Annotated in this window: 20 protein-coding genes; 12 read left to right on the top strand and 8 right to left on the bottom strand. The window is 62.2% G+C overall.

All coding sequences use genetic code 11. The features are described 5' to 3' along the window. Positions 1-45: 45 nt before the first annotated feature. The 5 genes from NKI99_RS29140 (at position 46) to ppa (ending at position 3665) form a co-directional block, all read left to right on the top strand. Positions 46-861, top strand: coding sequence for a TPM domain-containing protein (locus tag NKI99_RS29140; RefSeq protein WP_352613034.1), 816 nt, complete (start codon positions 46-48; stop codon positions 859-861). A 4-nt stretch (positions 862-865) separates the two neighbouring features. Further along, the gene (locus tag NKI99_RS29135) at positions 866-1747 is read left to right on the top strand and encodes a TPM domain-containing protein (RefSeq protein WP_352613032.1); all 882 of its coding nucleotides are present in this window, start codon (positions 866-868) and stop codon (positions 1745-1747) included. 8 nt (positions 1748-1755) lie between these two features. After that, the gene (locus tag NKI99_RS29130) at positions 1756-2394 is read left to right on the top strand and encodes a TPM domain-containing protein (protein ID WP_023811719.1); all 639 of its coding nucleotides are present in this window, start codon (positions 1756-1758) and stop codon (positions 2392-2394) included. A gap of 117 nt (positions 2395-2511) precedes the next feature. Next, positions 2512-3018, top strand: coding sequence for a GNAT family N-acetyltransferase (locus NKI99_RS29125; protein WP_056586049.1), 507 nt, complete (start codon positions 2512-2514; stop codon positions 3016-3018). A 113-nt stretch (positions 3019-3131) separates the two neighbouring features. After that, complete coding sequence (ppa, locus tag NKI99_RS29120; protein ID WP_013528997.1) at positions 3132-3665, top strand: inorganic diphosphatase; 534 nt, start codon at positions 3132-3134, stop codon at positions 3663-3665. Between the two features lie 319 nt (positions 3666-3984). Here ppa and NKI99_RS29115 read toward each other — a convergent pair whose 3' ends face one another. After that, positions 3985-4578, bottom strand: a complete 594-nt coding sequence (locus NKI99_RS29115) for a hypothetical protein (protein WP_023811721.1) — start codon at positions 4576-4578, stop codon at positions 3985-3987. Positions 4579-4623: 45 nt separating this feature from the next. Continuing rightward, positions 4624-5241 (bottom strand): TetR/AcrR family transcriptional regulator, encoded by a 618-nt coding sequence (locus NKI99_RS29110; protein ID WP_023811722.1) that lies wholly within the window; start codon positions 5239-5241, stop codon positions 4624-4626. A gap of 72 nt (positions 5242-5313) precedes the next feature. Between NKI99_RS29110 and NKI99_RS29105 the strand changes: the two genes are divergently transcribed. Further along, the gene (locus NKI99_RS29105) at positions 5314-6597 is read left to right on the top strand and encodes an MFS transporter (protein WP_352613030.1); all 1284 of its coding nucleotides are present in this window, start codon (positions 5314-5316) and stop codon (positions 6595-6597) included. A 510-nt stretch (positions 6598-7107) separates the two neighbouring features. Beyond that, complete coding sequence (locus tag NKI99_RS29100) at positions 7108-8667, top strand: alkaline phosphatase D family protein (RefSeq protein ID WP_502895835.1); 1560 nt, start codon at positions 7108-7110, stop codon at positions 8665-8667. 85 nt (positions 8668-8752) lie between these two features. Here the strand turns inward: NKI99_RS29100 and NKI99_RS29095 are convergent, their stop codons facing one another. Then, complete coding sequence (locus NKI99_RS29095) at positions 8753-9034, bottom strand: hypothetical protein (protein ID WP_245486184.1); 282 nt, start codon at positions 9032-9034, stop codon at positions 8753-8755. A gap of 196 nt (positions 9035-9230) precedes the next feature. Here NKI99_RS29095 and typA point away from each other — a divergent pair, with 196 nt between their 5' ends. Then, positions 9231-11060 carry a translational GTPase TypA gene (gene typA, locus NKI99_RS29090; RefSeq protein ID WP_352613027.1) on the top strand — a complete coding sequence of 610 codons (1830 nt, stop codon included), beginning with the start codon at positions 9231-9233 and terminating at the stop codon, positions 11058-11060. Positions 11061-11122: 62 nt separating this feature from the next. On the opposite strand, the gene NKI99_RS29085 is transcribed toward typA, so the two are convergent. Beyond that, entirely contained in the window at positions 11123-11749 is a 627-nt protein-coding gene (locus tag NKI99_RS29085; protein ID WP_128304080.1) for a DUF1062 domain-containing protein, read from the bottom strand. 394 nt (positions 11750-12143) lie between these two features. Between NKI99_RS29085 and NKI99_RS29080 the strand changes: the two genes are divergently transcribed. After that, positions 12144-12758: a LysE family translocator gene (locus tag NKI99_RS29080; protein WP_352613026.1), complete on the top strand. Its 615-nt coding sequence runs from the start codon at positions 12144-12146 to the stop codon at positions 12756-12758. A gap of 4 nt (positions 12759-12762) precedes the next feature. On the opposite strand, the gene NKI99_RS29075 is transcribed toward NKI99_RS29080, so the two are convergent. Next, entirely contained in the window at positions 12763-13086 is a 324-nt protein-coding gene (locus tag NKI99_RS29075) for a YciI family protein (RefSeq protein WP_023811729.1), read from the bottom strand. A gap of 136 nt (positions 13087-13222) precedes the next feature. Next, a complete protein-coding gene (locus tag NKI99_RS29070; RefSeq protein ID WP_352441035.1) occupies positions 13223-13786 on the bottom strand; it encodes a peroxidase-related enzyme in 564 nt (187 codons plus the stop codon). 135 nt (positions 13787-13921) lie between these two features. On the opposite strand from NKI99_RS29070, the gene NKI99_RS29065 reads away from it, so the two are divergent. After that, complete coding sequence (locus tag NKI99_RS29065; RefSeq protein WP_352613025.1) at positions 13922-18712, top strand: NAD-glutamate dehydrogenase; 4791 nt, start codon at positions 13922-13924, stop codon at positions 18710-18712. An 84-nt stretch (positions 18713-18796) separates the two neighbouring features. Here the strand turns inward: NKI99_RS29065 and NKI99_RS29060 are convergent, their stop codons facing one another. Then, positions 18797-20941 carry a TonB-dependent siderophore receptor gene (locus NKI99_RS29060; protein WP_352441033.1) on the bottom strand — a complete coding sequence of 715 codons (2145 nt, stop codon included), beginning with the start codon at positions 20939-20941 and terminating at the stop codon, positions 18797-18799. A 352-nt stretch (positions 20942-21293) separates the two neighbouring features. On the opposite strand from NKI99_RS29060, the gene NKI99_RS29055 reads away from it, so the two are divergent. After that, positions 21294-22670, top strand: coding sequence for an MFS transporter (locus NKI99_RS29055; protein WP_352441032.1), 1377 nt, complete (start codon positions 21294-21296; stop codon positions 22668-22670). A 482-nt stretch (positions 22671-23152) separates the two neighbouring features. Further along, positions 23153-23875, top strand: a complete 723-nt coding sequence (locus NKI99_RS29050) for a hypothetical protein (RefSeq protein ID WP_352441031.1) — start codon at positions 23153-23155, stop codon at positions 23873-23875. A 334-nt stretch (positions 23876-24209) separates the two neighbouring features. On the opposite strand, the gene dcd is transcribed toward NKI99_RS29050, so the two are convergent. Beyond that, entirely contained in the window at positions 24210-24779 is a 570-nt protein-coding gene (gene dcd / locus NKI99_RS29045; RefSeq protein ID WP_352441030.1) for a dCTP deaminase, read from the bottom strand. Positions 24780-24863: the final 84 nt, after the last annotated feature.

The raw sequence follows: 24863 nt of genomic DNA, 5'->3' as shown, positions 1-24863 counted from the left end.
CAATCTCCCCCCTTGCGGGGGAGATGTCCGGCAGGACAGAGGGGGGTGCCAAGAAACGCCAGCCTGACATTCTTGGCTGTCATTCTCAGCTTCCTCTTCCTGCCACTCGCCATCGCCGCCGATCTCCCCGTCCTGACCGGCCGTGTCGTCGACAATGCCGGCATCCTCGATGCCGCGACCAAGGCGGCGCTGACGCGGAAGCTCGCCGACTTCGAGACAAAAGGCTCCGACCAGATCGTCGTCGCGACGATCCCGAGCCTCGACGGCGAGGAGATCGAGCCTTACGCCAACCGGCTGTTCCGCTTCTGGAAGCTCGGCCAGGCGAAGGAAAACAACGGCGTGCTGCTGCTGGTGGCCCCGAACGACCGCAAGATGCGCATCGAGGTCGGTTATGGGCTGGAAGGTACGCTGACCGACCTGCACACCAAGCTCATCATCGAAAACGACATGGTGCCGGCCTTCCGCGCCGGCGACTTCTCCGGCGGTATCAGCAAGGCCGTAGACGACATGATCATGGTGCTGGAAGGAAATCCGGAGGAGCTGGAGGCGCGCGGCGAGCGCAACCAGCAGGCGCCCTTCGAGTCCGGCGACCTGTTCTTCACCGTGTTCATCGGCATCTGGATAACCATTATGGTCGGCAGTCTTGCTGTCTCCATCTTGCCGCCGATCTTCGGCCAGAAGCTCGGTCCCGGCCGCTACCGCTGGCTCGGCATGACCTTCGAGCCAAGCCGGCGATCTTCCAGTGGCGGCTGGTCGTCGGGGACTTCCGGCGGCGGCTGGTCTTCGGGATCAAGCAGCGGTGGAGGCTTTTCCGGCGGCGGCGGTTCGTCCGGCGGCGGCGGCTCGTCGGGAAGCTGGTGATGGCATGACGATACCTAGCATCAGCCTGTCGAAACGCGACCGCCTCGCCTCGGCTGTCCTGATTGCCGCGGTCGTGCTGTTCTCCTGCGTCATGTCCTACGCGGCCGACCTGCCGGCGCTGACCGGCCGTGTCGTCGACAATGCCGGCATCATCGACGCGGCGACGAAGGCGAAGCTGACGCGGAAGCTTGCCGACTTCGAGACAAAAGGTTCCGACCAGATCGTCGTCGCGACGATCCCCAGCCTCGATGGCGAGGAGATCGAGCCCTACGCCAACCGCCTGTTCCGCTTCTGGAAACTTGGCCAGGCGGGCGAGAACAATGGCGTGCTCCTGCTGGTTGCCCCGAACGATCGCAAGATGCGCATCGAGGTCGGTTATGGGCTGGAAGGTACGCTGACCGACCTGCACACCAAGTTGATCATCGAAAACGACATGGTGCCGGCCTTCCGCGCTGGGGACTTCTCCGGCGGTATCAGCAAAGCCGTCGATGACATGGTCATGGTCCTGGAGGGCAATCCCGAAGAACTGGAAGCGCGAGGCAAGCGCAATCCCGCCGATGACGGCACGTCCATCGATCCGATCGTTGCCGTGTTCCTGATCCTGTGGGCGACGATGTTTTTCGGCGGGCTGGCGATGGCGTTCCTGCCGCCGATGTTCGGCACGAAGCTGTCGCCGGGCGTGTACAGATGGCTGGGCATGACGTTTCGTTACCGCCGTGGGCCGAGCGGGTACTCGGGCAGCAGTGGCTGGACAACGGGTTCGTCTTCGGGCGGCTGGTCGTCGGGGAGCTCCGGTGGTGGTTGGTCTTCTGGGTCAAGCGGCGGTGGCGGGTTTTCCGGTGGCGGCGGCTCATCGGGTGGTGGCGGTTCTTCAGGAAGCTGGTGAGACATATCATGGCAACACGACCAATCAGCCCGCAGGATCATGAGCGCATCGCAACCGCGATCCGCGGCGCCGAGGAGGAAACCGACGGCGAGATCTACTGCGTCGTGGCCCATGCCAGCGACGGCTATTTCTTCCCGGCCGCCTTCATGGCGACCGTGTGCATGCTGATCGTCAGCCTGGCGGTCGGCTACGGTCTGGAGGCCTGGTGGCTGTCGATCCGGCTGCCGCATTTCGTACTCGCCCAGCTCCTGGCGCTTGCCTGCGTGCTGGCCTTGTTGTGGGCGCTGCCCGGCCTGCGCATCCATCTGGTGCCGAGGCGGCTGCGCTACCAGGCGGCGCACGCCAACGCGGTCAAGCAGTTCCTTGCCCGCAACGTCCACCGCACCACGGCGCGCACCGGCGTGCTGGTCTTCGTCTCGATCGCTGAACGCTATGCCGAAGTGGTTGCCGATTCGGGCATCGACGCCAAGGTCGGCCAGCATGTCTGGGACGGTGTCGTGCGCGACCTTACCGCGCATGCCGGCGACGACCGGCTTGCCGACGGCTTCGTCAAGGCGATCGAGCAGGTGGGTGCGGTGCTGGCCGAGCATTTCCCGGTCACAGTGGGCGACAGCAACGAACTCGACGACCATTTGGTCGAAATCTGAGTCCTTCCAGTGAAGCTTCGAGGGCCCTGTCTTAGGTGGTGACCGCCTGTGAGAAAGCAGCCGGCGGGCCGCCGGGACTCTTGCAATCGGGCGATGCGGGTTTATGGTTAACAAATCATGAATACGCTGACGATCGACATCCGGAAAGCCGACCCGCGCGATGCCAGTGCCATCGCCGAGGTGCATCTGGAGGCCTGGCGCGGCGCCTATTCCGGCATCATTCCGCACCGCACCCTGACATCGATGATCAACCGTCGAGGCGCCGACTGGTGGGCGAATGCGATTCGCCGCGCCGCCACCGTCCTGGTCGTCGAGATCGGCGGCAAGATCGCCGGCTATGCGACGATCGGCAAGAACCGCGCCCGCGAATTGCGCCAGCAAGGCGAAATCTACGAATTGTACCTGCGCCCGGAATATCAGGGCATCGGGCTCGGCAGCCGCCTGTTCGCGGCAGCCAGGGCGCGTCTGGCCGATCACGGGTTGAAAGGCATGGTGGTGTGGGCGCTGGAGGACAACCAGAACGCGCTTGCCTTCTATGCCGGCGCCGGCGGCCGCGACGTTGCGGAAGGCGTCGAGATATTCGAGCAGAAGGCGCTCAAGAAGGTCGCTTTCGTCTGGGAATGACAGCCCGGCTTTTCGGCCGCCCGCCTCTTCCGATCGCACCCAGCACCATTCGCCGCATTGCACCATGGCGCGCCGCCCGCTATCGATCGTCCATCGAGAGAGGGATTTAAGCCATGCGCATCGAAGCCATAGCCAGCGGAAAGAACCCGCCTGAGGACGTCAACGTCATCATCGAGGTGCCGATCGGCGGCGAGCCGATCAAGTATGAGATGGACAAGGAAGCCGGCACGCTGTTCGTCGACCGCTTCCTGCACACCTCGATGCGCTACCCCGGCAATTACGGCTTCGTGCCGCACACGCTGTCGGGCGACGGCGATCCGATCGACGTGCTGGTCTGCAACACGCGCGCCCTGGTGCCGGGCTGCGTCATCAACGTCAGGCCTATCGGCGTGCTGATCATGGAAGACAATGCCGGCCAGGATGAGAAGATCATCGCCGTGCCGTCGCCGAAACTGACGCTGCGCTACGAGAACGTTACCGAATACACCCAGCTGCCCGACATCACGCGCCAGCAGGTGCAGCACTTCTTCGAGCACTACAAGGATCTCGAGCCCGGCAAATGGGTCAAGATCGAAGGCTGGCACGATTCCAAATATGCCAAGAAGATGATCGTCGACGCGATCGAGCGGGCCAAGGCGAGCAAGTAGCTGGGCTTAGGCTCTGCGGAGCATCAACCTCGCAGGGCCTAGGCCTCGCGAGGCCCCGCGACTTCGTCATACCAGGGCGGAGCAGCCGCGAAGCGGCGTCGCGGAGACCCTGGTATCCATGCCGTGACGCTCGGTGACGTGAGCGGCGGGACAAAATTCTGCGCCGCTGCGGCGGTGTTGATGTCGCGGCATGGACCCTCGGGTCTGCGCTGCGTCGCTACGCTCCTTGCTGCGCCGTGGATGACGAAGTCAAAGGCGTTCGGTCAATCCCAACGTGTGCGACCTGCATGTGGCAGAAGTTCCGTGCTAAGCAACTGATCTAGTTATCCACCCGGCCGAAAGCCGGCACGTTGCCGATGACAGTGCGCCTGTCCTTGCCACAGGCGAAGGTCCGTGCCTTGCCGTCGGCAAGCTTGCGCGCCTGATCGTTGGCGGTGGGATTGCCCGTGGCCAGCACCAGGCCGACGGTGCAGCCGTCGCGGGCGTCCATCTGGCCGACCTTGGCGACGAGCAGCACCTCGGTCGGCTTTTTCTCGTCCTCGGGATTGCTGATCGAGCGGCGATGGATGGCGGCATAGGGCACTGCCGTGTCGCCCTTGGTTTCGATGCGCCATTCGATCTTGGCTCCGGACGAATTGAAGCCGGAAAAGCTTTCCCAGACCGTCGTCATGTCGCCGCCGGGCGGAAAGCCGTAGAACAGCGATTCACGCGCGTCGTCATAGGCGATCAGTACGGGATAGCCGCGATAGCCCGAACAGGCAAGTTCGGCCCAGTCGCCGTCGCCTTCTTCTGCCTGCGCGTAGGTCACGCAGTCCGTTTTCGAATCCAGATCGGTGTAGGCGCTGGAAATGCCGTCGGCTTGCGCCGCCTGACCGAGACCGACCAGAACAAGCGGGATCAGAATGGCACGCATGGCGGTCAATCTCCGTTGCAAGCCGCTGCAGCGTAGCGTCAAACGCTATTTCTTCAAGCTCGCTTCAATCAGCAGGTCGGCATTGCGGGCAACCGCCTGGGCCGGGCCGCCGAGCCCGAACAGCTGGCCGCTGATATAGGCGCCCTCGATCAGCAGCAGCAGGCCGTCGCCGAGCGTGTCAGGGTCTTGCGCGCCCATCGCGGCCGCCATGGCGCGCAGCCGGCGGCGCAGTTCCTGCTTGTTGGCCTCGCTGACCACGCGGGCCGGATGGCTGTGGTCGGGATATTCGACCGCCGCATTGGTCATGCCGCAGCCGCGATAATCCGCCACTTGCGTGCGCTTGCCGATGCGGGTCAGAAAAGCCTTGATCTGTGCGCGCGGCTCGCCGGGATGAGCGGCGACCGCCTCGTCGAAACGCTCCCAATATTCAAGATCGTACTGCCTGAGATAGGAGGCGGCCAGTTCATCCTTGGACGGAAAGCTGCGATAGAGGCTGGGCTTGGTGACGCCGGCACGTTTGACGATCTCGTCGACGCCTATCGCCCTGATGCCGCGCCGGTAGAACAGGTCATAGGCCACATCGAGGATCTTCTTGGCTGCTTTCGGCGGCGCCGACGCATGACCGTCGCTGATGGTCAGATCAATATTTTTGTCCGTTGGCATCGTGTGGCTCGATTGACAATGTTACCGATCGGTACGTATACATACTCCACCTGCAACGTACCGGTCAGTAACATGATAGCTCAATCCCGCCCATTTGGCCAGCGCTACGCTTTCGTCGTGGTCGGCGTCATCTTCCTTAGCCTGCTGGTCGCGGCCGGTCTGCGGTCCGCTCCCTCTGTCATGATGCTGCCGCTGGAGACCAGTTTCGGCTGGCGGCGCGACATCATCTCGCTGGCCGCAGGTGTCGGCATCCTGCTTTACGGCCTGACGGGGCCATTTGCCGCGGCCCTGATGGAGCGCATCGGGCTGCGCCGCACATTGCTGGCCTCGCTGGTGGTGATGTCGGGCTCCACGGCGCTCAGCTTGCTGATGACCAAGCCGTGGCATTTGTTCATCACTTGGGGCGTGTTCTCGGGCATTGGTTCCGGCGCTGTCGCCAGCGTGCTCGGCGCGACCATCGTCAACCGCTGGTTCAAGACCAATCGCGGCCTTGTCATGGGATTGATGTCGGCTTCCAGCGCCTCGGGCATGCTGGTGTTCCTGCCGCTGATCGCCGCTCTGGCGCAGTCGGGCGGCTGGCAGCCGGTTGTCATCGCGGTCGCGATCGCGACCGCTGCCCTGATACCGCTGGTCTGGCTGCTGGTGCCGGAGCGGCCGGCATCGATCGGCATGGTGCGCTACGGCGCCGAGGCTGACGACGTGCCGCCCACTCCGCCTGCGTCACAGGGCAATTTTCTTGCGCATACGTTCTCGACGCTGCGCCGTGCCGCCGGCACGCGGGTGTTCTGGTATCTGTTCGCCACCTTCTTCGTCTGCGGCTTCACCACCAACGGGCTGGTCGGCACGCATCTTATCGCGTTCTGCGGCGACATGGGCATCGGCGAAGTGCAGGCCGCCGGTCTGCTGTCGATGATGGGCATTTTCGACCTGATCGGCACGACGTTGTCGGGCTGGCTCACCGACCGCTTCGATCCGCGTAAGCTGCTCGGCGTCTATTATGGCATTCGTGGCCTGTCGCTGATCTATCTGCCCTATTCCGGCTTCTCGGCGACCAGCTTGATCATCTTCGCTGTGCTCTATGGTCTCGACTGGATCGCCACCGTGCCGCCGACGCTGCGGCTCGCCAACGAGGCGTTCGGCGACCGCAGCGGGCCGATCGTGTTCGGCTGGATCGTCGCCGGACACCAGATCGGTGCGGCGACAGCCGCCGCCTTCGGCGGCACCATGCGCGAGTTGCAGGGCAATTACGAACTGGCGTTCCTGATCGCCGGCATGACTGCGATTGCCGCCGCCTGTATCTCGCTGCTGATCAACACCAGCAAGCCGGCCTTCGAGCCGGAGCCGCAGGCGGCGTAGGGCTGTCGATCTCCCCCCTTGCGGGCAGGGCTATCGCATATGGATTTTTGCGAAGAAGAACCCCACCCTAACCCTCCCCACAAGGGGGAGGGAACGCTGCCGCGTGCCTTTAATTCTTGTTGGCGCCGAAAAGACAGGCGATTCTCCTGGGTCAGCGCCAACGGAAGTCTCCCTCCCCCTTTTGGGGAGGGGTTAGGGGTGGGGGTCCGTGCCGGGCAGACATCTCAGGAATTCCATATGCGATAGCCCTGCCCTCAAGGGGGAGATGTCGCCGAAGGCGACAGAGGGGGTCGTCTCACGTGGAACGCCGACTTCCTGCGTCTGCGACAAAGGGCCGAGCCCGGTCGGACCGACCCCCTCTGGCCTGCCGGCCATCTCCCCCTCGAGGGGGAGATCACCCTGTTGATCGTCAGAAAAACTTCATCATTTCGAGATGTCCCTGAAACATTGACGCTGGATTTTGGTGGCACCGTTCAAGCCATCCAGGAGACAGCCGTGAACAAGCTTTCGATGACCCGCCGCGCTTTCGTCACTTCCGCCGGCGCCGTTGGCCTGGCCGGCGTTTCCAGCCTGGCGCTGCCCTACTATTCGCGCGCCAATCAGCGGCCTTCCTTCACCCATGGCGTCCAGTCCGGCGATGTCGACGCAACCAGCGGCATGGTGTGGACGCGCACCGATCGCCCGTCGCGCGTCATGTTCGAAGTGTCGTCAACGGAGAATTTCGCCAATGCGACACGCCTGGCGCCGCTCGATACGTCGCCGGCCAGCGATTACACGGTCAAGCGGCTGCTCACCGACCTCGCTTCCGATCAGGATATCTTCTACCGCATGACATCGGCCGATCTCGCCGACATCAACGCCGTTTCGGAGCCGATCACCGGCCGTTTCAGGACGGCGCCAGCCTCGAAGCGCGACATCCGCTTTGCCTGGTCCGGCGACACCGCCGGCCAGGGCTGGGGCATCGACGAGACCGGCATGAAGACTTACGCCACGATCGGCAAGCACACGCCCGACTTCTTCCTGCATTCGGGCGACACCATCTATGCCGACGGCGCCATGAAGGACGAGGTCGACCTGCCCGGCGGCGGCAAGTGGAAGAACGTCGTGCTGATCGACGGCAAGCGCAAAGTCGCCGAGACGCTGGATGAATACCGGGACCAGTGGAAATACAACATGATGGACAGGAACGTGCTCGGCCTGAGCGCCATCTGCCCGACTTTCTACCAGTGGGACGACCATGAAGTGCTGAACAACTGGTCGGATTCCAAGGATCTCAGCGCCGACAACCGCTACACGGAAAAATCCATCCACGTGCTGGCGGCCCGCGCGGCGCGGGCTTTCCACGAGATGACGACGATCCGCTACGAACCTTCCGAGCCCGGCCGCGTCTATCGCAAGATCGCTTATGGGCCGCTGCTCGACGTGTTCTTCCTCGACATGCGCTCCTATCGCGGCCCCAATGGTCCCGACATGCAGGATGAGATGACGCCGCAATCGCGCATGCTCGGCGAACAGCAGACGAAATGGCTGAAGCGCGAACTGGCGAATTCGAAGGCGACCTGGAAAATCATCGCCGCCGACATGCCGCTCGGCCTCATCGTGTGGGACGACGGCGCCAAGAAGGTCGGCGCCGAGGCGGTCAGCAATGGCGACAATGGCTTGCCAAAAGGGCGCGAGCTCGAGATCGCCGACCTGCTGCGCTTCATAAAGAATGCCGGCATCAGCAACACCGTCTGGCTCACCGCCGACGTGCATTACACGGCCGCGCATTATTACAACCCGGACAAGGCGCAGTTCCAGGAGTTCAATCCGTTCTGGGAATTCGTCTCAGGTCCGATCCATGCCGGCACGTTCGGTCCCAACGATTTCGACATGACGTTCGGTCCGGAGCTGAAGTTCATCAAGGCGCCGACCGCCGAACAGGGACAGAACCTGCCGCCCTCGGCCGGTCTGCAATTCTTCGGGCTGGTCGATATCTCAGGCGCCAGCGAGCAGATGACGGTGCGGCTGATGGATCGCGACGACAACGAACTCTACAAGGTGACGCTCGACCCGGTCCGCTCGGCATAAGCGCGCTTTCCCCTCCCCCTTGTGGGGAGGGTCGGCGCGGCGGCTTCGCAAAGCGAAGCTGGCAAGACGGGGCGGGAAGCGCCGACTAGTCCGGGTAGCAGACCATGGGGATATTCGGCCAGATGGCGCTGTCGCAGTTGGCGGTGTCCTGCCGCTGCTTGAAAGCGGCGCTGACCGGGCCGGTCACCATCGGGTCGACGCCGTCTGGTGCGTCGGCGAAAATCTGCTCGGCCGACTGTGCCTCCGACGGCAAGGCAGGCCGTGATTCCTTCATCGTCGCCGCCGACTGCGCGGCGTTGGCGGCCAGCAGGACGGCGAAGGCAACGGACGCGATGAGCGGCCAAAATCGGTTGAGTTTATCGGTCATGACGTTCGAACTGTCTGGGCCCCGAAGGGTTCCCGCCTTGGTTAACAAAATCATCTCACACGCAGATGCTTAAGATTTGATGAGTATTTGGTGACGCGCCTCCTCTTTCGCAACTGCGAAAAACCCTGTATGAGCCGCGCAACCGAAAGAGGCAGCGCCTTTGGCCTGCTGCCTGCAACGCTTCCGAGACCAGAACATGAAAATCCGTAATATCGCGATCATCGCGCACGTCGACCATGGAAAGACCACCCTGGTCGACCAGCTTTTGAAGCAGTCCGGCTCCTTCCGAGATAATCAGCGCGTCGCCGAGCGCGCCATGGATTCCAACGACCTCGAAAAGGAACGCGGCATCACCATCCTGGCCAAGGCGACTTCGGTCGACTGGAAGGATACCCGCATCAACATCGTCGACACCCCCGGCCACGCCGATTTTGGCGGCGAGGTCGAACGCATCCTGTCGATGGTGGACTCAGCCATCGTGCTGGTCGATGCCGCCGAAGGGCCGATGCCGCAGACCAAGTTCGTCGTCGGCAAGGCGCTCAAGGTCGGCCTGAAGCCGATCGTCGTCATCAACAAGATCGACCGTCCGGACGCCCGTCATGTCGAGGTGGTCAACGAGGTGTTCGACCTTTTCGCCGCGCTCGACGCCACCGACGAGCAGCTCGACTTCCCGATTCTGTACGGTTCAGGCCGCGATGGCTGGGTTTCGGAAAATCCGGAAGGACCGAAAGACCAGCAGCTGGCGCCGCTGTTCGACCTCGTCATCAAGCATGTGCCGGAGCCGACCGTTCATCCCGGCCCGTTCCGCATGATCGGTACCATCCTGGAAGCCAATCCGTTCCTCGGCCGCATCATCACCGGCCGCATCGAGAGCGGCACGCTGAAGGCCAACCAGCCGGTCAAGGTGCTGCACCATGACGGCACCCAGATCGAAACCGGCCGTATTTCGAAGATACTGGCCTTCCGCGGCCTTGAGCGCCAGCCGATCGAAGAAGCGCAGGCGGGCGACATCGTCGCCATTGCCGGCCTGTCGAAGGGCACCGTCGCCGACACGTTCTGCGACCTGAGCGTGAGCGAACCGCTGCATGCGCAGCCGATCGATCCGCCGACCGTGACCATGTCGTTCCTGGTCAACGACAGTCCGCTGGCCGGCACCGAAGGCGACAAGGTGACCAGCCGCGTCATCCGCGACCGCCTGCTGCGCGAAGCCGAAGGCAATGTCGCGCTGAAGATCGAGGAATCGCCCGACAAGGATTCGTTCTTCGTCTCCGGCCGCGGCGAATTGCAGCTGGCCGTGCTGATCGAGACGATGCGCCGCGAGGGCTTTGAAATCGCCGTGTCGCGTCCGCGCGTCGTCATGCAGAAGGGCGAGAACGGCGAATTGCTGGAGCCGGTCGAAGAAGTCGTCATCGACGTCGATGAGGAGCATGCCGGCGTCGTCGTGCAGAAGATGTCCGAGCGCAAGGCCGAGATGGTCGAACTGCGCCCATCCGGCGGTAACCGTCAGCGCATCGTCTTCCACGCGCCGACCCGTGGCCTGATCGGCTACCAGTCGGAGCTGTTGACCGACACACGCGGCACCGCCGTGATGAACCGGCTTTTCCATGCCTATGAGCCCTACAAGGGCGAGCTGCCGGGCCGCACCAATGGCGTGCTGATTTCCAACGAACAGGGCGAATCGGTCGCCTACGCCATGTGGAACCTGGAAGATCGCGGCCCGATGGTCATCGATCCGGGCGTCAAGGTGTATCAGGGCATGATCATCGGCATCCATAGCCGCGACAATGATCTTGAAGTGAACGTGCTCAAGGGCAAGAAGCTGACCAACATCCGTGCCGCCGGCAAGGACGAAGCGGTCAAGCTGACCCCGCCGATCCGCATGACGCTGGAGAAGGCTCTGGCCTGGATCCAGGACGACGAGCTGGTCGAGGTGACGCCGAAGACGATCCGTCTGCGCAAGCTCTATCTCGATCCGAACGAGCGCAAGCGCTTCGAGAAGTCGGCCAAGGCGGTCGGCGCGGCGTAAGCTCTCTACATTTTCCAACAATCGAGAGGGGCGGAGCAACCAGTGTTCCGCCCCTTCTTCGTTCACTCACCGGCAGCCGCGATGATGGCCTGCCGATCGGTCTCGCCGGCCAGATCGATGCGGATCGCGATTCCCGCGCGGGCCGGCTTGCGCAGGGCCTTTGCTCCATCCGGGTCAACGATGAGCAGCCGCTTCTCCTCCAGTGCCTGAAGCCGTGATCGCGAGATGCCAAGTTCGCCGGCGAGCAGCCGGTCGAGTCGCAGCGATGTCGGCATTTCGAGCCCAAGCTGGATTTCCAACACGGTCGCGGCTTCCCTGGTGTCGCCGAGCCTGCGCTTGTGAACGCTGACATCGGAGAACTCCTCGACGCGCCCGATCCGGTTGCGCAACGCGATTACATCGAAGGCATGACGATGAGCGAGTGCAGGATCGTTGCTTTCGAGTGCCGCCAGCAGCGCCGGGTCGATGTCGCGGCGGTTGCAGCGCTCGAAAATGCCGAAATTCCAGGAGTTGTCGCAGTCGATGCAGCGATAGATCAGCCACACGTCGATGCGTTTGCCATTGGCGTTGACGCGGAATTTCCCGCTGCTGCAATAGGCCTTCACAGTGCCGCAGCGATTGCAGTTGATGAGCGGCCGAGGTGGGGTTTTGGGTGCGATCGTCCAATGGATACGCAGTGGTCCAGACATGCCGATAAGCCCTTCCCGTCGGGAAGTTCATCAGGCCGGCGATGTCGAGATGCCCATGCGGGCACGGCGTGGCGAGAAGCTGCGGTTTTTGGAAATCGGGTGTCACGGGCAAAAGCCGCGCGACGCGGTTCAGCAGTGCCAAACCGGTCTCGAACCGCCGCCCAGAAGAACACATGGAAAACGAAAACAGACACCGCGAACGCGGTGTCATGCTTGTGTCGGGGGAGTTGGCGAGACCGGCGGTTACGTAGGCAAAGTGAAGCTCGAAATTGTTTCGCGGCGGCCTTTCTAGCCGCGAGATGCTGGACCGACAAGGGTCTTTTGTCGGTGCTACCGCAGCCGAGCCACTTGCGCTAATATCCGAAATCGAAGGTTTTCAACCAGAGACCCGGTTATGCACCTCACCTCGCTGCTCATCTTCGCCGCCGCTCTGTTCGTTGCCGCGGGCTCGCCCGGGCCATCGATCGCGGCGCTTGTCGCCCGCGTCATCTCGAAAGGATTTCGCGACGTGTTCCCGTTCCTGCTCGCCATGTGGATCGGCGAGGGCATCTGGCTGTCGCTGGCGGTGTTCGGCCTGGCTGTCGTGGCGCAGACCTTCCATTTCGCCTTCGTCGTGGTGAAATGGGTCGGCGTTGCCTATCTCGCTTATCTCGCCTGGAAGATGTGGACCGCCCCTGTCGACGCGAAAGAGGGCGAGATGCCGCGCGAGGATTCTCCGGCAAAGCTGTTCTTTGCCGGCATGGCGGTGACGCTCGGCAATCCCAAGATCATGATGTTCTACCTGGCGCTGCTGCCGACCATCATCGACGTCGCTTCGGTCAGCATTGTCGGCTGGGTCGAGCTGACGGCGACCATGGCCGTGGTGCTGGTCGCCATCGATCTCGCCTGGGTGCTCGCTGCATCACAGGCGCGCAAGCTTTTGAAAAGCAAGCGCGCCATGAAGATCGCCAACCGTGTCAGCGCGACGACGATGGCCGGCGCGGCGGCCGCGATCGCGGCGCGGTCCTAACCCGTCACATCATTTCAATGATCGGCGCGATTTCGACGCTGAAACCCGGATCCATCAGGATCGGGCAATCCTTGGCCTTGGCGACGGCTTCGTCGATGTCTTTCGCTTCGACGATCGTGTAGCCCGCGGTCGGATTGCTGCCGCCATTGTTCTCGACCTTGCCGCCGGGCAGCACCATCTTCGACATGCCGACCGGATTGCCGCCGTCGACCACGGCCGAGCCGAGCTTGCCGTACCAGCCGTTCCAGGCGTCCATTGCGGCTTTCCGCTCGGCCTCGTCGGTCGGCATCTTGCCCGAGCCATGATAGACGTAGAGATACTTCGCCATGTTCTCCTCCCTTGGTGAGCGGCATCGAACCGGCATGCGGTCATGCCGCCTGCCGATCATCGGACCAAACCGGCAAACAAGCAACGAGAATGCGAAACTGCTAATATAACGCTCGACCTGGCCCAGCTGCCGCGCCTCACCGTGCCATGGCGTGGTATTCGTCGTTCGGCCGCATATCGATTGCCGCAGCCACCCGGTTCGACATGTTGAAGAAGGCTGATGTCGAGGCGATGTCCCAGATGTCACGGTCGGTGAAGCCGGCCTTGCGAAGGGTGGCCCGATCGGCCTCGACGATCTTAGCCGGTTCTTCCGTCAGCTTGACGGCGAATTCGAGCATTGCGGTCTGCTTGGGCGAAAGATCGGCGGCGCGGGAATTCATCACCATCATTTCGCCGAGCGCCGGGTCGCCGGACAGCTGACGTACCGCCGCGCCATGCGCGGTCAGGCAATAGTAGCAATGATTGATCGAGGAGACGACGACCGCGATCATCTCGCGCTCCAGCTTCGAGAGGCCGGAATCACCCAGCATCAAATCGTTGTACATGTCGGTGAAAGCGCGCAGCTTCTTGTCGTCGAAGGCGTAGGCCTTGAGCACGTTGGGGACGAGGCCGAGCTTCTCCTCGCATTTGGCGAAATAGGCTTTTGTCGCGTCGCTCAGCTCTGCCTGGCCAAGGTCAAGCGCGGTGATTTTGCCGGTCATGGGTCATTTCTCCTCGTTGCGCGGCATCTTGTCGCCAAATTCCGATAATTCTTGGCAAGCCGTCAAACCTTTGTCGCCAAACAGCGGTCATCTGCTACCATAGTCGTAAAAGCATTGACGGGAGGGAATTGCGTCATGGCCAGCGTGAAATCCGCGAGCAAGCCGAAGAAAAAAGCCACGGCAGCGATTAGAGCGGAGGAAATGCCAGCCAGGCTTGCGGACTATCTGCTCGCCCGCGCGCCGGCTGAAGACATTGCTCCCTACGATGTGGCCGACCTGGAACGTGCCGCCGATCTCGCCGGCCAGGCAGTCGCCACTCACAGGAAAGGCGAGTGCGTCGTCGCCGTCGATGCCGATTCGGGCGTTGTGCGAGACGGCCGCCCGATGACGGTTGTCACAGTCGTCAACGACAACATGCCGTTCCTGTTCGATTCCATCCTCGGCGAGATCACCGAGACATCGGGCGAACCGACCCTGGTCACTCATCCGGTTATCGTGGTGCGCCACGGCAAGGGCGGCGTGGAAGAAATCCTCGGCGACGGCAATTTCGCCAAGGACGATGGCAGCCACGACCGGCTGAGCGTCATCCATGTCCACATCCCGCGGCTGACATCCGAGCAGGCGAGCGGATTGAGCGAGCGGCTGCGCAAGATCCTTGGCCAGGTTCATGCCGCCGTTCACGACTGGAGGCCGATGCTGGCCCGCCTCGATCAGGCGATCTCGGAATTCCGCTATACGGCCGTGCCGCTCGACAAGAAGAGCGTTGCCGAGGCCCTCGCCTTCCTGGAGTGGCTGCGCGACGACAATTTCACCTTCCTTGGCATGCGCGAGTTCAAATACACCGGCGGCGAGGAAAGCGGCACGCTGGAGCGCGCTGAAAAGCCTGGCCTCGGCATCCTGTCCGACCCCGACGTGCTGGTGCTCAGGCGCGGCACCGAAGCGGTGACGACGACGCCGGAGATCCGCGCCTTCCTGCATGGGCCGGAGCCCTTGATCGTCACCAAGGCCAATGCCAAGTCTTCCGTGCACCGCCGCATCTATCTCGACTATATCGGCGTCAAGACCTACACCGCCAAGGGCACACTCGCGGGCGAATTGCGCATCGTCGGCCTGTTCACCTCGACCGCCTACACGCGCTCGGTGATGAAGATCCCGTATCTCAGGTCCAAGGCCGAAACCATCATCGCCAAGTCCGGCTTCGACCGGCACGATCACTCCGGCAAGGCGCTGATCAATGTTCTGGAAAGCTATCCGCGCGACGAATTGTTCCAGGTGCCGGTGCCGGTGCTGAGGAAGCACGCCGCAGCCATTCTTGGCCTGGTCGAGCGGCCGCGCGTGCGGGCGCTGGTACGCGCCGACCAGTTCGACCGTTTCGTCTCGATCCTCGTCTTCGTGCCGCGCGACCGTTACGACAGCGTCGTGCGCGAGAAGATCGGCTCGTATCTGAAAACCGTATTCGAAGGCCGGCTGTCGGCCTATTACCCGGCCTTCCCCGAGGGCGGGCTGGCGCGCGTGCACTTCATCATCGGCCGCTCCGGCGGCAAGACGCCGAAGGTCGAACAAGCGACGATTGAGGCGGCGATCCGCGACATCGTGCGTACCTGGGAGGACGCCCTTTCCGATGCGGCCGAGGCCAGTGGCGGCGACCAGGCTTTGAAGGCGATCGCCGCGCGGCTGCCGGAAAGCTACCGCGATTCGTTTAGCGCGGCGGTGGCGCTGGCCGATGCTCGGCGCATTGCCAAAATCAGCGCCGATAATCCGATCGCCATCGACTATTATCGCCACGCCGAGCAGAAGCCGCACCAGGCGGCGCTGAAGATCTATCACCACGGCAGTCCCGTGGCGCTGTCGCGCCGGGTGCCGGTGCTGGAAAACATCGGCTTCCGCGTCATCAGCGAACGCACCTTCGAGGTCGGCGATGACCAGTCCAGCTTGGTCTTCATTCATGACATGGAACTGGAGAACAGCTACGGCAAGCCGATCGACCTGACCGATGGCGGCGCGCTGTTCGAGGACGCATTCCTCTCCGTCTGGCGCGGCGACGTCGACAATGACGGCTATAACGGCCTCGCCCAGACCGCCGGCCTGTGGTCTGGCGAGATCACCATCCTGCGCGCCTATGGCCGCTATCTGCAACAGGTGGGCATTCCGCAAAGCCAGGATTTCATCGCCGCTGCGCTCAACCGCTATCCCGACATCGCGCGCGGCCTGCATGCGCTGTTCATCGCCCGGCTTGGCCCAACGGCCGAGACAGAAGGCGTGGTGGCGGCAAAGCACCTCAAGGCCAAGATCAAGGATGCGCTGGAAGACGTTCCCAACATCGACGACGACACCATCATTCGGCGCTATCTCAATCTGATCGAAGCCTCGCTGCGCACCAATCATTTCGTTGCCGATACGAAAGAAAAGGGCCAGTCGCTGGCGATCAAGCTCGATTCGCACGCGGTCGAGGGCTTGCCGGCGCCGCGACCGTGGCGGGAGATCTTCGTCTACGGTTCCGAGGTCGAAGGTCTGCATCTGCGCTTCGGTCCGGTGGCGCGCGGCGGTCTGCGCTGGTCGGACCGCGCCCAGGACTATCGCACCGAGGTGCTTGGCCTGGTCAAGGCACAGCAGGTCAAGAATGCCGTCATCGTGCCGGTCGGCGCCAAGGGCGGCTTCTATCCCAAGAAGCTGCCGATGAGCGCCGGCCGCGACGCCATCTTTGCGGCCGGCACCTCGGCCTACAAGAACTTCGTCTCCAGCCTGCTGTCGATCACCGACAATATCGGCCTCGACGGTGTCATCCCGCCGGCCGGCGTCATCAGACGCGACCCGGACGATCCGTATTTCGTCGTTGCCGCCGACAAGGGCACGGCGACCTTCTCCGACACCGCCAACGCGATCTCGGAGAAGCACGGCTTCTGGCTCGACGACGCCTTCGCCAGCGGCGGCTCGGCCGGCTACGACCACAAGAAGATGGGCATCACCGCCAAGGGCGCCTGGGAAGCGGTCAAGCGGCATTTCCGCGAGATCAACCGCGATATCCAGACCTCGTCCTTCACCGTCGTCGGGGTCGGCGACATGTCGGGCGACGTGTTCGGCAACGGCATGCTTTTGTCGCCGAAAACCCGGCTGATCGCCGCCTTCGACCATCGCGACATCTTCATCGACCCCGATCCCGATATGGCAGCCTCGATGGCCGAGCGCGAGCGCATGTTCGCGCTGCCGCGTTCGAGCTGGCAGGACTATGACAAGACGAAACTGTCGGAAGGCGGCATCATCGTCTCGCGCAACCAGAAATCGATCACCTTGCCGGCGGCGGCGGCGGCGGCGATCGGCCTGACCAAGACCATTGCCACGCCGGTCGAGATCATGACCGCCATCCTCAAGGCCCCTGTCGATCTCCTGTGGTTCGGCGGCATCGGCACGTATTTGCGGGCATCGACCGAAACCAATGCCGAAGTCGGCGATCGCGCCAACGATGCCATTCGCATCACCGCGCTCGACGTGCGCGCCAAAGTGATCGGCGAGGGCGCCAATCTCGGCGTCACGCAGCGGGCGCGCATCGAGTTCGGCCTAAATGGCGGCCGCTGCAATTCCGACGCCATCGACAATTCGGGCGGCGTCAACTGTTCCGACGTCGAGGTCAACATCAAGATCGCGCTGGCGTCCGCCATGCGCAAGGGGTCGTTGACGCGCCCGGCACGCAACAAGCTGCTGGCCGAGATGACCGACGAGGTCGGCTCGCTGGTGCTGTCCAACAACTACCAGCAGACGCTGGCGCTTTCGATCGCCCGCAAGCGCGGCCTCGCCGACATCGCGCATCAGAGCCGTTTCATGACGGCGCTGGAGGCGCGTGGCCTGCTCGACCGCGCTGTGGAGACGCTGCCGTCGCCGTCAGCGCTCGCCGAGCGCGAAGCACGTGGCGAACCGCTGACCAGGGCCGAACTTGGCGTGCTGCTCGCCTATGCCAAGATCGTGCTGTTTTCCGACATCGTCGCCAGCGACGTGCCTGATGACGCGCATTTCGATCGCGACCTGATGGGCTACTTCCCGGACCGGATGGCGAAGAAATACGCCACTGAGATCCATGGCCACCGGCTGCGCCGCGAGATCATCACGCGCGTCGTCGCCAACGATCTGGTCAATCGCGGCGGCCCATCCTTCGTCAACCGGCTGCAGGAAGCCACGGGGCGCACCGCCGCCGATGTCGTGCGCACTTTCGCCGTGGTGCGCGACGGTTTTGCGCTGCCGGGGCTCTATCGCGAGATCGACGCGCTCGACAACCAGATCGACGGCCAGGTGCAGCTCGATCTCTATCAGATGGTTAGCCGGCTGATCTACGTGACCAGCGGCTGGTATCTGAAGAACGATGCCGGCACGGCACCGCTTGGCCAGCGCATCGCCGCGCTGCAGGACGCACGCAAGGCGCTGGAACCCAAGCTTGTTTCGCTGCTGCCGGCTTTCTCGCGCGAGCGCATCGAGGAGAAGCGGCACGGGCTGTTCAAGAGCGGCGCGCCGGAAGGGCTGGCCGGGCAACTGGCGCTCAGCGAGGTGGCGGAACTTATCCCCGACATCGCGCTGACGGCGCGCACCGCCGGCGCCGATATCGTCGCCGCGGCCAAGGCGTTCTTCGCCGTCAGCGATGCCTTCCGCATCCCGCGTGTCGAGGACGCCGCACGCTCGATCACGCCTTCGGACTACTATGATCAACTGGCGCTGTCGCGCGCCACCGACACGATCGGCGCGGCACGGCGCGGCATCGCGGTGGCGGCACTCACCGGCCACGCCAAGACGGCCGATCCGGTGGTTGCCTGGCTGGACGCCGGCGGCGAGCGGGTGGCGCGCATCCGCGAGCGGCTGCAGGCACTGACCGAGGGCGGCGACATCACCGTGTCGCGGCTGTCGGTGGCGTCGGGGCTGATGAGCGATCTGACGGGGATGTGAACCGCCGACGATCACCACACGCATCACCGGATGCGTGTGGCTCTTTTCGAATGCCATCCGCTTCGAAACCTGCGTTCAAAAAGCTCACCAGGAATGTTTGAGCGTGCCGACGATTTTCAGCCGGTCGCCGTAAAATTCGGTTCCGTAATAGCTGGTTGTCAAATACTTCCGGTCGAACAGGTTCGTTGCGTTCAGGGCCAACGTCACGTCCTTGGTCATCTTGTAGCTGATCGCCGCATCCACCAGTGCGTAGCCGCCAATCGAAGTCGTGTTCGCGTCATCCCCGTAGGTTTGCCCGATATAGCGCACGCCACCGCCGATGGTCAGGTCGCCACGCCGTCCTTCCTCGGGAAGCGTATAATCAACCCAGGCCGACGCCAGGTGGCGAGGAACACGCTGCGGCCGATTGCCGGCATTACCGCCAATGCCGTCTTCCAGGATCTCGGCATCCCAGTAGGAATAGGCAAGCGTCAGGTTCAGGTTTTCCGCGATGGCAGCCTTGCCCTCGAGTTCGATGCCGCGGACGCCGACCTTGCCGATCTGCTGCTGGACAACAGGCGTGACATAGGTTGGAACATTGGTTTGGGTAAGGTCGAAGACCGCGGCCGTGAACAGGCCGTCGAAGCCGTCGGGCTTGTACTTGATGCCTGCCTCATACTGCTTGCCCTCTTGAGGCTTCAGCGAACCCGAGACCGCATATCCGTTGGCGCTTGGCGCCACGAGCGGCTGGAAGCTTTCCGAATAGTTGGCGTAGACCGCGAGATTCGGGGTGAATTTGTAGGTCAGGCCGGCGCGCTTGGTGAAGGCGGATGCCGTGTCGTCGTCCTGCGTTCCCGAGTCGAGATAGTCCGCCGTCGTATGCACGCGGTCCCAGCGCCCGCCCAGGGTGACGATCCAGCGGTCGTCAAACGTCAATTGCTCCTGGGCATAGACACCGACCGCCTGTTGCTTGACCCGCCAGTTCACGTAGGGGCCGAGATTGATGCAGGACAGACCGCAATAGGTCGGATTGTTGATGTCGATGGGACCGGCGGTACCGAAGAGGATGTTTTCGCGGGTGTTGTCATTGGCGTAGTCGACGCCGACAAGCGTCTTGCTGTCGATCCCGTGCCAGCCCGTATCGTATTGCAACTGATTGTCGAAGGCATAGCGGTTGGACACGCCATCGACGGAAAATGCCGTGCGATCCGCCGTGGGGTCAAGCGACGCGCCGTAGACCTCGGCGTAGTCGAGGCTCAAATGCGTGTAGCGGGCATTGGAGCGGAAGGTGAGGTTCTCGTTGAACTCGTGCTCGAACTGGTAGCCGATATCGACCTGCTCCGTGTTGAAGCGGTTGAAATCCGGCTCGCCCAGGAATGTGCCGACGTCGATATTGCCGCCAGCCGGGGTGCCGCGTGCTCCTGTCCCGTCTCGCTTGTAATAGTCAGTCAGGATGGTGAGCGACGTTCCTTCCTCGGGCTTGATAGTCAACGCGGGCGCGATGTAAAGCCGATCGTCGTTGGAATAGTCCCATCCTTGATCGCCATCCTTGGCCAGCCCGGTGAGCCGATAGGTCCACACGCCATCGGGGTCGATCGGTCCGCCAAAATCAACGCCAACCTCCTTGGTACCGTCGCCATAGGACGTGTAAATCTCCCCCTGCTTCTGGTCCAGCGGCCGCTTGGTGATGGCATTGACCAGTCCGCCAGGGCCGTTGAGACCAAAAAGCGTCGATGTCGATCCCTTCAGGACCTCCACGCGCTGAAGTCCGTAAGGCTCGAGACGGCTGGCCGTGAACCAAGCGGGGATGCGCGCCGTGAGGCCATCGCGATAAGTACCGAGCGATGTCTGGTCGAAACCGCGGATACGAATATAGTCGTATCGGTCATCGTTGCCGAACTCGTCGGTGAGGACGCTGGATGTGTAGGCCACGGCCTGCTGGAGGCTTTCGACATGGCGTGCCTCCAGTTCCTTCTGGGTTACAACTGAAACCGAGGCGGGAACGTCGACGATGGGCGTATCGGTCTTGGTGCCGGTCGCCGTATCCTCGGCGACGATCGTTTGATCGGGCCCGACAACGCGGTCCGACTTGCCGGTAACGACGATCGTTTCCAGTTGAGTTGCATCGTCCGGCGAAACCTCCTGGGCCCGGCCGGCCCCCATCGCTCCAAAAGATGCCGCTATCAAGGCACTGCTCGCAATCAATCGCCTTGCCTGAGTGCGCAACAATGCCTGTCGACCAATCGTCATCTCTTATTCCTGTCAGACCAATATCGAGCCGTTCGACCGGTGACTTTCCGGCCCTACGCGAGCGCAATTAGTCAAACCGGATAAAAAGAGTCAACTTAATAATCAAGAAATTCGCGACGGCGGCAATCGCTGCGAAGCAGGGGGTGGAGGACGGTGCCGGACCTTCGGTCCGACTTCCCTCACGAGAAAAAATAAGGGCTTGGCCCGCGCCGCGGACGAAAGCCAATTGCTGGGTTTTCCAACAATGAACCCCGGGCAGGGGCAAGGGACGGCACCAAGCTTCGTTCATTGCATGAGCGCATGAAACATGCAGACATGGCGCCCGACACGGAACCGGTGCCGGGGGATCATCATGACGGTAGAGACAGTGCAGCGTGCGTCCGGGCGCGGCATCTGGGGATGGATGTTGTTCGACTGGGCGGCGCAGCCGTTCTTCACCGTCGTCACCACCTTCATCTTCGGGCCTTATTTCGTGTCGCGGATGGCGAGCGATCCGGAAACCGGGCAAGCGGCCTGGGGCTACGGCATTGCCGCGGCCGGCCTTGTCATTGCAGTGCTGTCGCCCATCCTCGGCTCGATCGCCGACCAGACCGGACCGCGCAAGCCTTGGATCGCATTCTTTGCCGCGGTCAAGATCACCTGCCTTTGCCTGCTTTGGTTCGCGGCCCCCGGTTCGAACCTTTTCCTGGTCGTGTTCTTCTTCTCCCTGGCGTCGGTCGCGGCGGAGTTTTCGACGGTGTTCAACGACTCGATGATGCCGCGCCTGGTGCCGAAGAGCGAGATCGGCAGGATCTCCAACATGGCCTGGGGCCTTGGCTATCTCGGCGGCATGATCGCGCTGATCTTCGTCGTCGCCTGCCTGGCCGGTTCGCCGGAGACCGGCAAGACGATCATCGGCATCGACCCGCTGTTCGGGCTCGACCCGAAGCTCGGCGAGGACGCGCGCGCAACCGGGCCTTTGTCAGCCGGCTGGTACTTCCTGTTCATCCTGCCGATGTTCTTTTTCACCCCCGACGCCATCAAGGGCCTGCCGATCGGTCCGGCTGTCCGAGAGGGGTTGGCGGAGCTGAAAGTGACATTGGGCGAGGTGCGTAAGCGCAGCGGTATCTTCCGCTTCCTGGTCGCCCGCATGATCTATCAGGACGGCGTCAACGCGTTGCTGGCGTTGGGCGGCACTTTCGCCGCTGCGATGTTCCACTGGTCGATCACCGAGATCGGTATTTTCGGCATCATTCTCAACGTCGTCGCCATCTTCGGCTGCCTGGTCGCAGCCCGTCTCGACACGGCGCTTGGCTCAAAAACCATCGTCATGATCTCGCTGGTCCTGCTCAGCATCGCCACGATCGGCATCGTCTCGACTGGGCCGGGCTATACGTTGTTCGGCCTCTGGATGATGCCTGGACCGGACAGCGGCGGCCTGTTCGGCACGGCAGCGGAAAAGGCCTACATCTTCTTCGGCCTGTTGATCGGCGTGGCTTTCGGGCCGGTGCAGGCGTCGTCGCGATCCTATATGGCGCGCAGCGTCACGGCGGCAGAATCCGGCCGCTATTTCGGCATTTATGCGCTGGCCGGGCGGGCGACCGGTTTCCTGGCGCCGTTCATGGTCGCGTCGGTCACCCTGGCCAGCGGCTCGGCGCGGCTCGGCATGGCGGTGATCGTGCTGTTCCTGGGCATCGGCATGGCGATCCTGGTCAAGACGCCCTATCCGGCGGACCGGCCAAGCGAATAGCTGCAGCGTTCTTCCATCTCCCGGGCGATTATATATTTAACAGACCTATTCCGCAGGGGTATTTTTTGGGAACGTTAGAGCCCCGTTCCGAGAATAAGTCATGTCCGCCCCGTCCCTACTTCCACGATGAAGCCGCCGCCTTCGAGGAAGCCTTTGACCGCGTCTTGAAGAAGGTGGTGAAGGCCACGCCGACGAAAGAAGACAAGCCAAAGAAATCTTAGTGACCGGTCACTGTCTCACGAGCAGGTTGAGTAATCGATTGCCAAAGGTCCACAAGTCGGTAGGCGGCTTCCAATGACGCGACTTTGGCAAGCACAGACAATCCAGCAGATGGTTGTCGATCGTCGTATTCGCAAATGAAGTATCCACGGTCGCTGGGGAAAAACTCGGCGCCGACTTCTAGGTACGTCTTCTTTGATATAGATGAGATGCACAGACTCCTATGTTCATCGATTCGAGTCGCAACGAAGAAGTCATCGTCCATGGCAAGCTCCCATATAAAATATCATGCCGAGCCTCGCATCTCAGCAAATGAATTAGCGCGATTTATGGTGAGTGGCGACACGGGCCGAATGGGAATTATTAAGCGCGCGAAAGAGAAGAGAGGCGCGGTAGCCCTTCGATACTCTGACGTGAGAGCGGCTATTGCCGCTTCTATGTGTGACCCTATCAAGGGGAAGCAGATTTTGGCTGCGGCCTTCGGCTCTTTTGAACAGAAGGCCTCCGATGCCTCATTGTCTGCATGGAGTCGGGAGGACGCATCCAAGTCGTTGGACGTTATGGAATCCTTCGGCAAAATGGTGAATTTGCTAAAGGGATTCGATTTCGTTCCGTCTCCGCCGAAACAACCAATGCTGGCTATTGGTGGTGTGGGCGTTTCGGTAAATTGCGATGTTCTCATTCACTGTCCAGTGAAAGGCGTTGAGTGCATTGGCGCTGCGCTTTTTCGTCTCACGAAGCCGGACGAGGACGAAACAGATAAGGCAAAATCGAAGCGGGACCAGATGGGACGCTTTGTTGCCACCCTTGTACTGATGCAAGTTGGTGCGAACCTTGCGGGCAATCGGCAGCCCTTATTCGATCTTTGTTGGTCGGTAGACGTGCAGACCGGGGAAATTCACAAGGCGCCGAAGAACACCAAGGCGATGATCGGCAACATGGAGAACGCTTGTCAGTTCATCGCCGCCATGTGGGATAAGGTTTGATTGGCCATTCCCCTACGGCTGGGTAGCGCTGTCGAATGATGCGAGCGCGGCACCGAAGGCTCGTATCGCATAAGCTGGATTTGCGAGGACCATAGCCTTAGCTACGTCTTCAAATGACATTTGGGAAATTTCCACACGCCACGTCGTACCTCGATAGAGGCCGCCTGTCGAAAAGGCGATATCAACCGTGCCGCCCTGATAGCCCCTTACAACGCCGTCAACAGACCCGGAGCCGACTCCAGAATAAGCGCCATTGCGGCGACATTTGATTACCATCCCCGGTCCCTCCGTGCGCAAGGTATGACCGCTTCCAAGTTTTCGAAAGTACCTTGGGTTATCCTTTTTTCGCGTCAGCCTTTTGGCCGGCAAACCGGCCTTCGTAGCCCTTTGTGGGGGTGCCAAGCGTCTGCTCAAAAATCAACTGGCAAATCTTCATTCCAATGCGCAACCGCACCGGAAGCTTGTTGTGATTCACCATCTCAAGTCTAATCTGACCGGCGAAGCCAGCATGTATGGTCGGGGCTGTCAGGTGGATGCCGATCCCCAATCTGGCCAGCGAACTCTTTCCTTCCACTCTCGCTGCAATCCGAGAATGAATTTTCAGCTCAACAACCTCACGAGTCCAAGCTAGGACCATCTGGCCAGGTTTAAATTCGTAGCCAGCTTCGGGATCAATCTTGATCGGGCTGGTTGTTTCGACCATCACCTCTTCGTGATTATAGCCCTTCTCCGAAGGGTCGATGCAAATACCTAAGCCTATCTTTGGGTCTTTAAAAACGGTAAGTAGGTCACCGAGCGTAAGGTCAAGACTGGTTGAGCTGTAATATGATAGATCGGGGACGGGCTCTATTCGTATCGCCTCTGTGCTGATTGCGATTTGAATCTCTCTGTCGGTAAGTATCATGGGGGGGGGGGGGGGGGGGGGGGGGGGGGGGGGGGGGGGGGGGGGGGGGGGGGGGGGGGGGGGGGGGGGGGGGGGGGGGGGGGG

Source organism: Mesorhizobium sp. M0239 (assembly GCF_040321815.1).
Classification (GTDB): domain Bacteria; phylum Pseudomonadota; class Alphaproteobacteria; order Rhizobiales; family Rhizobiaceae; genus Mesorhizobium.
Note: the sequence above shows the minus strand (reverse complement) of the source record. Positions and strands in the feature narration are given on the sequence as shown.